The sequence below is a fragment of the Methylocaldum gracile genome (assembly GCF_053646815.1).
Genome location: NZ_CM132196.1, coordinates 947,605 through 959,863, shown reverse-complemented (window position 1 = coordinate 959,863; position 12,259 = coordinate 947,605). Strand labels below are relative to the sequence as shown.

The 12,259-nt window shown below is 58.3% G+C and carries 11 protein-coding genes and 1 tRNA gene; 6 read left to right on the top strand and 6 right to left on the bottom strand.

All coding sequences use genetic code 11. The features are described 5' to 3' along the window. Positions 1-157: 157 nt before the first annotated feature. The 4 genes from aroG (at position 158) to ACWJJK_RS04250 (ending at position 3,282) form a co-directional block, all read left to right on the top strand. Entirely contained in the window at positions 158-1,261 is a 1,104-nt protein-coding gene (aroG, locus tag ACWJJK_RS04265) for a 3-deoxy-7-phosphoheptulonate synthase AroG (protein WP_077731687.1), read from the top strand. A 3-nt stretch (positions 1,262-1,264) separates the two neighbouring features. Then, a complete protein-coding gene (gene thiS, locus ACWJJK_RS04260; protein WP_077731629.1) occupies positions 1,265-2,245 on the top strand; it encodes a sulfur carrier protein ThiS in 981 nt (326 codons plus the stop codon). Between the two features lie 169 nt (positions 2,246-2,414). Next, a complete protein-coding gene (locus ACWJJK_RS04255) occupies positions 2,415-2,642 on the top strand; it encodes a hypothetical protein (RefSeq protein WP_077731628.1) in 228 nt (75 codons plus the stop codon). 34 nt (positions 2,643-2,676) lie between these two features. Next, positions 2,677-3,282, top strand: a complete 606-nt coding sequence (locus ACWJJK_RS04250; protein ID WP_077731627.1) for a peroxiredoxin — start codon at positions 2,677-2,679, stop codon at positions 3,280-3,282. 64 nt (positions 3,283-3,346) lie between these two features. On the opposite strand, the gene ACWJJK_RS04245 is transcribed toward ACWJJK_RS04250, so the two are convergent. From ACWJJK_RS04245 to ACWJJK_RS04235, 3 genes are all read right to left on the bottom strand, one after another. Next, on the bottom strand, positions 3,347-3,631 hold the full coding sequence (locus ACWJJK_RS04245) for a hypothetical protein (RefSeq protein ID WP_434130980.1): 285 nt from the start codon (positions 3,629-3,631) through the stop codon (positions 3,347-3,349). Between the two features lie 151 nt (positions 3,632-3,782). Beyond that, positions 3,783-4,820: a M14 family metallopeptidase gene (locus tag ACWJJK_RS04240; protein WP_454128679.1), complete on the bottom strand. Its 1,038-nt coding sequence runs from the start codon at positions 4,818-4,820 to the stop codon at positions 3,783-3,785. After that, on the bottom strand, positions 4,808-6,235 hold the full coding sequence (locus tag ACWJJK_RS04235) for a glutamate--cysteine ligase (protein ID WP_454128678.1): 1,428 nt from the start codon (positions 6,233-6,235) through the stop codon (positions 4,808-4,810). Before ACWJJK_RS04235 ends, ACWJJK_RS04240 begins: the two co-directional genes overlap by 13 nt. A 152-nt stretch (positions 6,236-6,387) precedes the next feature. Here ACWJJK_RS04235 and ACWJJK_RS04230 point away from each other — a divergent pair. Beyond that, a tRNA-Gly gene (locus ACWJJK_RS04230) sits at positions 6,388-6,461 on the top strand. 58 nt (positions 6,462-6,519) lie between these two features. Here ACWJJK_RS04230 and ACWJJK_RS04225 read toward each other — a convergent pair. Next, entirely contained in the window at positions 6,520-7,122 is a 603-nt protein-coding gene (locus ACWJJK_RS04225; protein ID WP_454128677.1) for a DUF2127 domain-containing protein, read from the bottom strand. A 143-nt stretch (positions 7,123-7,265) separates the two neighbouring features. Between ACWJJK_RS04225 and ACWJJK_RS04220 the strand changes: the two genes are divergently transcribed. Then, positions 7,266-7,514, top strand: coding sequence for a DUF4389 domain-containing protein (locus tag ACWJJK_RS04220; RefSeq protein WP_454128676.1), 249 nt, complete (start codon positions 7,266-7,268; stop codon positions 7,512-7,514). Between the two features lie 377 nt (positions 7,515-7,891). Here the strand turns inward: ACWJJK_RS04220 and ACWJJK_RS04215 are convergent, their stop codons facing one another. Both ACWJJK_RS04215 and ACWJJK_RS04210 read right to left on the bottom strand, forming a co-directional pair. Next, positions 7,892-11,128, bottom strand: a complete 3,237-nt coding sequence (locus tag ACWJJK_RS04215; RefSeq protein ID WP_454128675.1) for an efflux RND transporter permease subunit — start codon at positions 11,126-11,128, stop codon at positions 7,892-7,894. Beyond that, on the bottom strand, positions 11,125-12,207 hold the full coding sequence (locus ACWJJK_RS04210; protein WP_454128674.1) for an efflux RND transporter periplasmic adaptor subunit: 1,083 nt from the start codon (positions 12,205-12,207) through the stop codon (positions 11,125-11,127). Before ACWJJK_RS04210 ends, ACWJJK_RS04215 begins: the two co-directional genes overlap by 4 nt. Between the last annotated feature and the right edge of the window lie 52 nt (positions 12,208-12,259).

Here is a 12,259-nt window from a genome sequence, read left to right as displayed (position 1 = left end):
CGGGACCGTTTCTTTGGAAAACACTGCATCGGGTAGAACCACCCTCCTCGGGAGAGTACAATACTTAACCTTTTATAACGCGCTTCTATTTGGGCAAACGAGGCGATTCCTGCGGTAAGACAAGGCTATGAAACAGCTCTCGGAGATCATGGCGGTAATGCATAACGAATACAACACGGACGATTTGCGCATTTGCGAAGTTAAGGAGGTCATTCCGCCCGTACAGGTTCACGAAGAATTTCCCATCACCCAAGAGGCCGCGCTGACGACTTTACAAGCGCGCCGGGAAATCCACCGTATTCTGGCCGGCCAGGACGACCGCCTGCTCGTCGTCATAGGTCCGTGCTCCATTCACGATCCCGAAGCCGCTCTGGAGTACGCCAGACGCTTGCTGGAAGCGAAGCGGGAGCTGGTCGACGATCTGGTGATCGTCATGCGGGTTTACTTCGAGAAGCCCAGGACCACGATAGGCTGGAAAGGGTTGATCAACGATCCATGTCTGGACGAGAGCTTCAATATCAACAAAGGGCTGAGATTAGCCCGGCAACTGCTGCTCAATCTGAACCAGATTGGCATGCCGTCTGCCACCGAATATCTCGATCTGATCACGCCGCAATACGTGTCGGACCTTATCGCCTGGGGGGCGATCGGCGCCCGCACCACGGAAAGCCAGGTGCACCGTGAACTGGCTTCCGGCCTTTCCTGCCCCGTCGGCTTCAAGAATGCCACCGACGGCGGTATCAAAGTAGCCATAGACGCCATCAGCGCGGCCAGACGTCCGCATCATTTTCTGTCCTTGACCAAGGCGGGCCATTCAGCCATTTTTTCGACCACGGGCAACGAAGACAGTCACATAATTCTCCGCGGTGGAAAGCAGCCGAACTACGATGCCGAGAGCGTGGAGGCCACGGCTCAGGCTCTGGAAAAGGCGGGCCTGCCACCCAACATCATGATCGATTTCAGTCACGCCAACTGCATGAAGGATTATCACCGCCAATTGAGCGTAGGAACGGATGTGGCGATGCAACTCGAAGCCGGCGATTACCGCATCTTCGGCGTCATGATCGAAAGCCATTTGAAAGCCGGCAATCAGAAACTCGAGCCGCGCAAGCCGCTGGAATACGGCCTCAGCATTACGGATCCCTGCCTCGGCTGGGACGACAGCAACTCTCTGCTGCAACGCTTGGCGAAAGGCGTGGCTCGCCGGCGCCGACATGGCCGCCAAGAAACCGCCGCAGAGCTTATCCGATCGAGCACCTGAATCATGCGTATTTTCGTCAATGGCGAACTGCGTACCGTAGCTGATGGAGCGACGCTCGCGGACCTTATCGCCGAATTGAATCTGGGCGGCAAACGCATCGCCGTAGAACTCAACCGAGAAATCGTGCCTCACGGGCACTATGAAGATCATCGACTCGCTATGGACGATAAAATAGAAATCGTACATGCCATTGGCGGCGGACAAGCCGATCCCTTGGTCATCGCCGGCCGCACTTATCATTCGAGGCTCCTGGTCGGGACCGGGAAATACAAGGATCTGGACGAAACCCGCCGTTGCGTGGAGGCTTCCGGGGCCGAGATCGTCACGATCGCCATACGCCGCAGCAACATCGGGCAAGACCCCGGTCAGCCCAATCTGCTCGATGCGGTTCCGCCGGATCGTTACACCCTGCTGCCCAATACGGCCGGGTGTTATACCGTGGAAGACGCAGTGCGTACCTGCCGGCTCGCCCGAGAGCTCTTGGGCGGCCACAAGCTGGTCAAGCTGGAAGTGCTGGGCGATCCCAAAACGCTGTATCCGGACGTTACCGGCACTTTGGCGGCTGCCGAAATTCTGATCAAGGAAGGATTCGAAGTCATGGTTTATACCAGCGATGATCCGGTGGTGGCCAAACGACTCGAAGAGCTCGGTTGTGTCGCCGTCATGCCGCTCGCTGCGCCGATCGGCTCCGGATTGGGTATACGCAACCCCTACAACATTCTGACCATCATCGAAAACGCCAAGGTTCCCATTCTGGTGGACGCCGGCGTGGGCACGGCGTCCGACGCCGCCGTCGCCATGGAACTCGGCTGCCACGGCGTATTGATGAATACCGCCATTGCGGAGGCGAAAAACCCCGTACTGATGGCACAAGCCATGAAAAAGGCCGTGGAAGCGGGCCGCGAGGCGTTTCTCGCCGGCCGCATGCCGCGCCGCCGCTACGCTTCGGCTTCCTCACCCGAATCAGGGCTGTTCTTTTATTAATCAGGCCCCTAAATACCCTCCTGGTATTTCGGGCCGCCGCCCAGGCCGGTACACGCCCGGCCTGGGCTCACGCGGCTTGTCGCCGCGCCGGGGCATCCCTGCCCCGGATTAACCCGGCCTATATTTATAGGCCGGGTTAATAATTCACGAGCAAGCGGTATTCCTGCCATTGTTGCCGGCGGAAAAATACTGTGTCGCCGGCAAAACGACGGGCAACAATCTAAGCGCGGCAGGCTTTTCCGTTCGTCATCCCGCGTGGATTGCGGGAAGAATTTCTGACTATTTTTGTGTAGAATCGATGGCTCTTGATTTTGATCTTTCGGCCGTCATTTTAAGGATGACCGAAGCTTTTGAAGCCACCGGATCGGTTTCCGTGGCTTATGGCCAGTACATCTAAACCTGACACAATTCACAATTAAAGGAGACGATTGATGAGCGTATTAGTCGGTAAACCCGCCCCCGATTTTCAAGCGGCCGCTGTTCTTGGCGATGGCAAGATCGTCGACAACTACTGGTTCTCGAAGGAAACCAAAGGCAAGTACGCCGCCATTGTTTTTTATCCGCTGGATTTCACCTTCGTCTGCCCGACCGAATTGATCGCCCTCGATCACCGTATCGACGAATTCAAAAAGCGCGGCGTAGAAGTCATCGCGGTTTCCATCGATTCCCAGTTCACCCACAACGCCTGGCGTAACACGCCGGTTGAAAAAGGCGGCATCGGCCAGGTGCGGTACACCATGGTGGCGGACGTCAGCCACGCCATCGCCAAGGCTTACGATGTAGAAGTGGAAGGCGCGGCCGTGGCCTATCGCGGTAGTTTCCTGATCGACCGGAGCGGCATCGTCCGTCACCAGGTCGTCAACGATTTGCCGCTGGGCCGTAACATGGACGAACTCGTCCGCATGGTCGACGCACTCCAGTTCTGCGAAGAGCACGGCGAAGTTTGCCCGGCCGGCTGGAACAAAGGCAAGACCGGCATGAACGCCAACCCCGAAGGCGTGGCCGATTACCTGAGCAAGAACGCGGCCAATCTCTAAAATCCGGGTTTTTCCCGCATCAACGCCCCGCCTGCGCACGCCGGCGGGGCGTTTTTGTCTTCTGCTACTGCGCCTTAGCTGCCTTGGGCAAGAAAAAATGCCGAACCAGCACGGCGCACACGAGACCGAGGGCAACCGATGAAAAATTGATCAGCCCGGTCGAGAAGCTTGCTTGCTGTACGTGGAGTGAAGCAATCCACGGCTTTGCGACCAACAAGCTCCAAGCGAAATTGGGTACGTAAAACGCCAATAGTCCCGCGAAAGCCCATTGAAAAGTCGGAAGACCGCGATCTTCCGCGCTCCGATAAAACCAGTATGCGATCAACACTGCGACAACGCCGCCTATCATGGTACCTCTCCTCTGAGTGATATTGTTTTAATAGTTGTAGATTTGCCGGTTGTTCCGGCATCACGAAGCTGTCTTGTCCAGACCGTGCTCCGGGAGATGGTAAGCGCTTCGTAACAGCGTACGATACAAAAGATCCGGACTCCTTTCACCATCAAAGATTGAGCGATTTCCTCTCCATCAAATAGCAGAAGCAGTCCTGTCGGATAATTCGCTTGTCCAAGGTCAGCATGGACGGCATCACCGCCCTTTTCAGCACCAGCCGGTCTTCGCGAATTTCGAAATAATCGGCGGCGACATCCTGCCCCGATTCGTCGCAGGCGATGAACGGAAGAGTGGGCGAGCCGTTCTTGACCATTCCCAAAGCCGTCCCGGCGCTCAATTCCGTGAAATTAAGATGATCCAAATCTTCGTTCAGCCGAAGGTCGGTGTCCTCGGATGAAAAGTCGAAGGACACGTTCTCGCGCACGGTGACTTGTACGACCGTGTGATAAAAATCCAGATCCTGCGATGCAACCGGGTGGTCCGGTATATCGGTGAGGTGCAGGCAAGCGTCCAAATATTCGAAGACATGCTCGCTCCCGTATTTTTGTCCAGGCTTGCCACATTCCAGGGTAACCGCAGGACACAGCCGGGCGAAAGCAGAGGTTTGGGTGCCTTTGGGATAGGTAAAATAAATCACCAACCGGCTGAACATGGACGCCAATCGAAAAAACCGGTGGTCCAGCCGGTTGACGCAGGCGTAATGAGGGTTCACCCCGGTATTGTTGTGCACATCGATGCTGGCGAAAACGCGACGCCTGGCCATTTCTTCCATTACCGACTGCATCATGGCCGTCTCAGGGCAAGCGGAATGCGTAGTTCCGGGCCAAATGCGATTGTAATCCACCTGCCCATCCAGCCGCCGCACACCATTCCGCGCCGCACTGACATTGCCGATGAAAACCGACAGCGCGCGCGGCAAAGTCTGGTCCGAATACTTTCTGAGCAAGCTTTGCACAGCAAGTAGGCCGGTAGGCTCATTGCCGTGAAGCAGAACGGACACGAACAAGGGTCTTTCCTGACGTCCCGGGAGATGAATGAGCGTAGGTCCCGGCAATATCGTATGGAGGCGTTCCGCGGCTATCTCGGTCAATCCTTGCGGGACATGGTCCAGTTGAGTCAGAGACGGAGCATCCATCAGAGCGGCCATCGATGAACCGGCTCCCCGCTCTTCTGACGATTCAGATACTCGCGAGTCATGGTCGAAAATTCCCCAGGATGTTTCTCTATAAAGCGGCGTTGCCATTCGCTGCCGGTCTGGCCGGATAATATCCGTTGCTCGATAACGCCCAAAAAATAGGCGATATCCGCTTCCGCCAACCCCAATCGCTTTAAACCGGATTCCGCTTTCGGGAGCAGTTCATGCAGAAGCCATGGCTTGAGCGGCAGCTTTGTCTCGTCCCGCCAAATCACGTGCGCCCCCAGGCCGTATCGAGCCGCCTGATAAAAATTATCCTTGGCCTGAGCGAACGGAATCAACGGCTCATGGTACTCGTTCGCGAACGCTTCCACCAAACCGTAAAAGAATGCCGCATTGGCGATCATATCCACAATGCTCGGCCCTGCGGGAATAACGCGATGCTCGATTCGGATATGGGGGCGGCCGTCGGGATCGAAACCGACCAGAGGGCGGTTCCAGCGCCAGATGGTGCCGTTGTGCAGCCGCAAATGGGCGAACTGCTCGGGCGGGCTCTCCGACAGTATCGGCAGCAAAACCGGATAATGTTGAAAATTCTCCTCGAACACCTCGGTAATAGCGTGCCTCGCATAACCGCTGCCGAAGCCGACTCTATGCAAGGGGCCGTGGCTCGCCTCATGGAAACCGCCGCTGTCGACCGCTTGCTCGAACAGAGGAATCCGCGTCTCCGCCCACAGATCCTTTCCGAACAAGAACGGCGAATTGGCGGAAACAGCTACCAGCGGCGCGGAGACCAGAATGGCGGTATTGAAATACTCCCGTACCCGTTCAAGCGGAACCTGGAGATGAATCTGAAACGATGTTGCCGCCGATTCCAGCATCACGTCCTGGTGTTCGACCGCGAGATGCTGATGACCGGAAATGTCGAGTTTCAAAGGCTCCTGGCGACGTGCCGACAGAATCTGCTCGTTTAGCGCCCGGTATCGGTTCATCTCCGAAATATTGTTCAGATTGAGCACCGCCGAGGGCACCGTAGGTAAGATTCCGATCGCCACGAGTTCGACGCCCAAGGATTCCGCCGCCGCGCAGGCCTTTCGCCAGAGTTCGCCCAGATCGAGGCGAAGCTGCGAAAGCACCTGTCCCCGCAGGAATTGCGGCACGCTATTGAACTCCACATTGAATTTCGCGAGCTCCGGACAGGCGAGCGAGCCGCCGAAAGCTTCGAGAAACGCGGCATTGACCGGCGCGGGGTTCATTTCCGAATCCACTAGCCAGGATTCCAGCTCGAACCCGGTAATCGGTCCCAGCGACGAACACACGCCCTTGCGGACATAGCGGCTGAGTAATCCAGTTTCCTCTTCCAGGCGCTGGCGAAAATTATCGAAATCGGCATCGGAGAACCGGGCTTTTTCTATCTCTTGCCCCATGTTCCACCCCAAAGTTTTGGCGCTCTGACCACATCATGCCACGGACTTAAGGCCGACCAAAGACGCAATTTATCTTATGCAAGCTATAGACCGCAAAAGTGGTCGAAAAGATTGATCCTGGCCAGCGAAAGCGCTTAAAATCACGAAGACAAGCGGGTGTAGTTCAATGGTAGAACCTCAGCTTCCCAAGCTGATGACGTGGGTTCGATTCCCATCACCCGCTCCACGTCCCCCACCTTCTTCATCCTCGAACATCAAAGTCGCTTCACTTCAGTTCGAACCGCCTACGCAGGCAGGCTCAGGTTATTCCTTTGAGATTGCCATAGAGAAAAGCCCACATAAGACACAATCCCGATATTGACGGCGAAAGTCAGGACCTTGATCCACGAGACGCCGGCCAGCAACTCGAAAAGCTCTATGGGAATATAGATGGCACCGCTCGCCACCGCGAACCACTCGGCCCAGCGCCGTCCTCGCCATAATCCATAAGCCTCGATAAACCGCAACCCACTGTACGTAAATGCAAAACCGGCAAAAAGCCAAAGTCTCTTATCCGAAAGCCGTCCTGCCAAATCGATAAAAATTCGCGGATACCGGCTGGCTGGATTGAGGTGAAAATGACCGACAATTTCCTCAGCCAGTTGCTGCACATCATGATGGATAAGCGAGAGGAGTCCGAATCCCGCCAGCACGATCAGCACACCTTTGCTCAACTCGACTATCGCGATCACGCGTAAGCCTCCCGGCGAGCGCGAAGACCTGACGGCGCTATTTTGCTTGGCAGATAATAGTTGTCCCATGACCACGCGCCTCCTAAAATCCTTGGCCGCCAACTTTTTGAGCAAATGAACTCGGGATCGAGCGATTGGATTGCGAATATGATCCACGTCGCATCTTTTAACGCCGGCTGGCATGCGCCATGTCCCCGATGGCTGTGCTAGACCGTTGGCAATACCTTTTTGAGTAGCTCCACTATGTTTCTTATCCTTTGCATTTTATGAAAGACCCGATCGACAACAATCAAGTTAGCATGAACGCCTTTAAACGCCTGTTGTTCATGGCTCTGTTTTTTGCGCTCTTCGGTATCGTACGTTTTGTTCTGTGGGCCATCGTGCTGTTCCAGTTCATCGCCCATCTCTTTACCGGCCGAGCCACCCGCCTCGGCGTGAAGTGGGGTGAAGCCCTGTCGGCGTGGATTTACAACATGATGCTCTTCATGTCCTACAGCACCGACCGCATGCCTTTCCCGTTTTCCGCTTTCGGAGCGAGAGAGGATTGACGGTCGCGGAGTTCGTTGCTCAATTATCCGAGCTTTCAAGCTCTTATCTTTCAGCATCCCCGAAAATAAAAAAACCCACCATACGGTGGGTCAAGAGGAGGAAGAACACATACATGTAGACAGCGTGGCAGCCCGTTAGTTCATGCGCACACGAAATTTTGTTGCCTGCTGTGTACAAATTGTTGCGGCAAAGGTGCCGCCGCGTGAGCGAAGATCCCGGCCGATGCCGAGGAAGTGATCGGATGAGGCGCGGACCGGCAAAGCGCCTTCCACCTTCAAGAGATATAGCCTGGAAAAGATGCGGTAGATCGGCAATCCCTTGCCGACGAAGGCCTCCCGATAGTGCTACGACATACCGGAAAAGGCTCTGACGGCTGCTATTGCGCCGCCTTCCGATTCAGCAGGTAGTAAACCACCGGCACCACGTACAGGGAGAATGCGGTCGACGCGAAGATGCCGAAGATGAAGCTCCAGGCAAGGCCGGAGAAGATGGGATCCAGGGTGATGACGAAAGAACCGAACAGCGCGGCGGCGGCGGTGAGAAAAATCGGGCGGAGGCGGGTGGCGCCGGCCTCGATGAGGGCATCGACGAGGGCTTCGCCCTGAGCCCGCAGCCGCTCGATGAAGTCGATGAGAATGATGGAATTGCGCACCACGATGCCGGCCAGAGCGATCATGCCGATCATGGCCGTTGCGGTGAACAGGATGGGATTGTCGAAACCCGCCACGGGCTCGGTAGTCAGCAGGTTGAGCAGCGCGAAGCCGGGCATGATGCCGATGACGGTCAAGGGAATGGCCACCATGATAATGAGCGGCATCCCCAAGGAACCCGTCTGCGCCACCAGAAGCACGTAAATCATGAGCAGGGCCGCACCGAACGCGAGCCCTAAATCCCGGAACACATCCACCGTGATCTTCCACTCCCCTTCCCCGGCCAGATCGACCGTATAGCCTTCGGGCAGCGGTTTTTCGTCCTCGATGTCCCACCAGTCGAACACGGCTTCCACGGGACTTCGCCCCGCCATTTCGGCGGTAACGTAGCTCAGGCGCCTGAGATCTTTATGATAAATCGTGAGATCGGCCGGCTCCTCGATCGCGTGGCCGATTTCTCCCAGCGGCGCCAGCGAGCCGTCCAGGCCTTTCACCCGGAGCGTATTCAGATCGGCCATGGAGGAGCGTTCCGCACGCCGCAGCCGCATGACGATTTCCAAGGGCTGGCGCTCGGACGAAATGTGCACCGCACCGGCGGAGGCGCCGTTCAACGCGGCACGTAGGGTTTCCGCGACCTCCGCCACGGTCACGCCATGCAGCGCGGCCTGCTGACGGTCCAACTGATAGCGGATCACGGTCTGCGGCTCGTCGACGGTATCGTCCACATCCACGACGCCCTCTATCCCGGCGATCTCCTGTTTCACCCGCTCGGCGACGCGCGCCAGATCGGAATAAGCCGCGTCCAGAGGCCCGTATACCTCGGCCACGAAGGTGGACAGCACCGGGGGACCCGGAGGGGTTTCGACGATCTTGGCATTGGCGCCGTAAGCCTTGGCGATCCGCTCGATATCGGGACGGATGCGCAGGGCGATTTCGTGAGACTGCTGCTCGCGCCGTTCCTTGGGCAGCAGGTTGATCCGAATCTCGGCCTGATGGGGCTCGCGCCGCAGATAGTAATGCCGCACCAAACCGTTGAAATCCATGGGCGACGCGAGTCCGACGAAGGTCTCGTAATCGGTCACTTCGTTGACGGTGGCGAGATAATCGCCCAGCGCCCGCGCGGCGGCGTCGGATGCTTCCAGCGTGGTGCCGCGCGGCATGTCGACGACGATTTGCAGTTCGTTCTTGTTGTCGAAAGGCAGGAGTTTGAGCGGCACGATGCGGAAAACCGCGAGCAAGGCGGAGACTACGAATGCCGCCAGCACCAGCCATAGAAAAATCTTCGCCCGACCGGCAGTTGCCAAGAGTCCGCCCAAGGTGCGGTGATAAAACCGATACACCGTGCTCTGCTTGAGATCGAACGCTTCCTCGCCCTTGCCGTACTCGCTCTTGAGAAGGTAATAGCTCGCCCAGGGGGTTACGGTGAACGCCACCAGGAGCGACATCAGCATCGCGATAGGTACGTTGAAAGCCATGGGCGCCATGTACGGCCCCATCATGCCGGTGATGAAGAACATCGGCAGAAAGGAAACGATGACGGTGAAGGTCGCGAAGATGGTGGGCGGACGGACCTCGTCGACCGCGGTCAAGGTGGCGTCCAGGGGCGGCTCCCGGCGCAGCTGGAAATGGCGAAAGATGTTTTCCACATCGACGATGGGATCGTCCACCAAAAGCCCCAGCGACAGAATCAGCGCGAACAGGGTCACGCGATTGATGGTGTAGCCGAAGATGAGATCGCAGAACAGGGTCACGCCCAAAGTCATCGGCACCGCCAGGGCGACGATGAAAGACTCCTTCGGCCCCAAGGCGAAAGCCAAAAGGACGATGATCGTGGCGATGGCGATGAAGAGGTGCCGGACCAGTTCGTTGACCTTGTGATTGGCGGTCTCGCCGTAATTGCGGGTGATATTGACGGTGACGTTTTCCGGAATGACGGTGCCGTACAGTTCGTTCGCCGCCTCGATGACCTCTTCGGCCACCGCAACCGCATTGGCCCCTTTCCGCTTGGCCACGGTTACGGTGACCGATTGCCGCTCTTCGCCGGGCTTCGCGGCTTCCGTTTCGCCCAGGTGCGGGCTCTCGGCGGCTGCCGGCCCGTAGCCGATCCGGGTGTAACTCGATGCTTCCTGCGGACCGTCGATAACCGCCGCCACGTCGCGGAGATAAACCAGTTTGCCGCCCTGCCCGGCCACAACCGGCGTGCCGGCGACTTCGTCCGCGCTGGTAAAGAACGGACCGGCCTCCAAGCGGACGGCGCGGTTGGCCTGTTCGAAGGTCCCGGCCTGCAGGTTGATATTGGCGGCTTGCAAGGCTCGCATCACGTCCAGAACGGTTACGCCGTGTGCCGCCAAACGCGCGGGATCGGGATAAACCGAGATCTGCCGGCGCTCTCCGCCGACCACGGTAATCTTGCCGGCATCCTCCACCACGGCCAGTTTGTCCTTCATCTCGTCGGCCAAACGGCGCAGCGCCGCCGCATCGTAAACCGGATCGTTCGACGACAACGCCAGCGTAACGATGGGGACATCGTCGATTTCCACCGGCTTCACGGTCCAGGAGCTGACCAAGGGCGGTATCCGGTCCTGGTTGGACATCAGCTTGTTCCAGACCTTGACCAGACTGTCCTCGCGGTCTTCGCCGACATAGAAGCGCACCGTCACCAGGGCCTCGCCTTCGCGCGAAGCGGAATACACGTATTCCACGCCGTCCACTTCCCTCAGCAGGGTCTCGAGCGGCGTCGACACCAGTTTTTCGACTTCCTCGGCATCGGCGCCCGGCGCGCTGATCAAAACGTCCGCCACCGGCACCACGATCTGCGGTTCTTCCTCGCGCGGCGTCAGCACCAGCGCGGCGAACCCGACCAGAAAGGACGCGATCAGCAACAACACCGACAGCTTGGAGGTGATGAACAGCTCGACGATGCGGGCCGTCAAACCCCGCTCGACAGAGGTTTCCGCGCTCATCGGCCGGCCTCCCGGAGCAGCACGGTGTCGCCTTCCTTGAGCCCCGAAAGGATTTCGATCTGGCCGTCGTAGCGCTTGCCGGTGCGGACGTGGCGCAGCCGGACCTTATCGTCCACCACCAGCCGCACGCTCTCGAGCTGTCCGACGCGGCTCACGGCGGAAACCGGCAGCAACAGCACCTCGTCCTGACCGCAGGCTTGATAGAGCCAGCCGAACGCGCCGGGCTGCACGGCCGAATCTTCGGGCAAACGGGCTTTCACCAGCACGGTTCGGGTCTTGGGATCGGCAGCGGGCTGAATTTCGTCCACCACGGCATCGAGTTCTCGTTCCGGATTGGCGATGCGGACCTTGAGTTCATTCCCGATTTCGACCAGACCGGCGCATTGGGCCGGAACGGCGCTCTCGATCCGAAGCCGCTGCGATTCCTGAAGAACCAGTATCGGCGCACCGGGCAAGGCCATGTCGCCCGGTTCCAGACGGCGTTCGACGATGACACCGTCGAAGGGCGCGCGCAGCACCGTTTCCGTCTGAGAGGATTCCGCCTCGCGAATTGCGTCCCTGGCTTCCCGCACTTGCGCTTCCGCGGTCCGGGCCGCCGCCAGGGCGGCATCGAGGGCTTGCCGGGTCGCGGCCTCTTTGTCGTAGAGGTTTTGGATTCGGCGCGCATCCGCACGAGCGCGTCCGGCTTGCGCCTCGGCGGCGGCGAGAGCGGCGCGCGCCTGGCCGAGGCGCGACCGAGTTTCCCGTTCGTCGAGGCGTGCCAGCACTTGGCCTTGCTTGACGCGGTCGCCCGCGCGAACCGTGATTTCCAGAATCCTGCCGGGAATCTTGGGAGCGATCTGCGCCACCGTCCGCGCCGCGACGGTTCCGGGCCAGGCAAAGACTTTCTCGACTTCCTTTCGAACCACCTTGGCCGTTGGCGTGCGCTCGTCGGCTTTCCCATTCGCCACGGACTCGCTCACCCCCGGTTCCACCTTGTCCTTAAAGCCTCCCTGCATCCAGACGAGAAGAAGAATCAAAACGGATACCGCGATCAGGGCGTAGACAAGCTTGGTCCGGGAATGCGTGGCATGCGTCATGAATTGGCCTATCGGTTTCTTGCTTGTTCGTAGTCGGGCAAAAGCCCCCGGC

Bases quoted from the DNA above. Each gene is read 5' to 3' on its own strand.
- aroG (WP_077731687.1), top strand. From the start codon at position 158: ATGCATAACGAATACAACACGGACGATTTGCGCATTTGCGAAGTTAAG.
- thiS (WP_077731629.1), top strand. From the start codon at position 1,265: ATGCGTATTTTCGTCAATGGCGAACTGCGTACCGTAGCTGATGGAGCG.
- ACWJJK_RS04250 (WP_077731627.1), top strand. From the start codon at position 2,677: ATGAGCGTATTAGTCGGTAAACCCGCCCCCGATTTTCAAGCGGCCGCT.
- ACWJJK_RS04245 (WP_434130980.1), bottom strand. From the start codon at position 3,631: ATGATAGGCGGCGTTGTCGCAGTGTTGATCGCATACTGGTTTTATCGG.
- ACWJJK_RS04240 (WP_454128679.1), bottom strand. From the start codon at position 4,820: ATGGCCGCTCTGATGGATGCTCCGTCTCTGACTCAACTGGACCATGTC.
- ACWJJK_RS04235 (WP_454128678.1), bottom strand. From the start codon at position 6,235: ATGGGGCAAGAGATAGAAAAAGCCCGGTTCTCCGATGCCGATTTCGAT.
- ACWJJK_RS04220 (WP_454128676.1), top strand. From the start codon at position 7,266: ATGAACGCCTTTAAACGCCTGTTGTTCATGGCTCTGTTTTTTGCGCTC.
- ACWJJK_RS04215 (WP_454128675.1), bottom strand. From the start codon at position 11,128: ATGAGCGCGGAAACCTCTGTCGAGCGGGGTTTGACGGCCCGCATCGTC.
- ACWJJK_RS04210 (WP_454128674.1), bottom strand. From the start codon at position 12,207: ATGACGCATGCCACGCATTCCCGGACCAAGCTTGTCTACGCCCTGATC.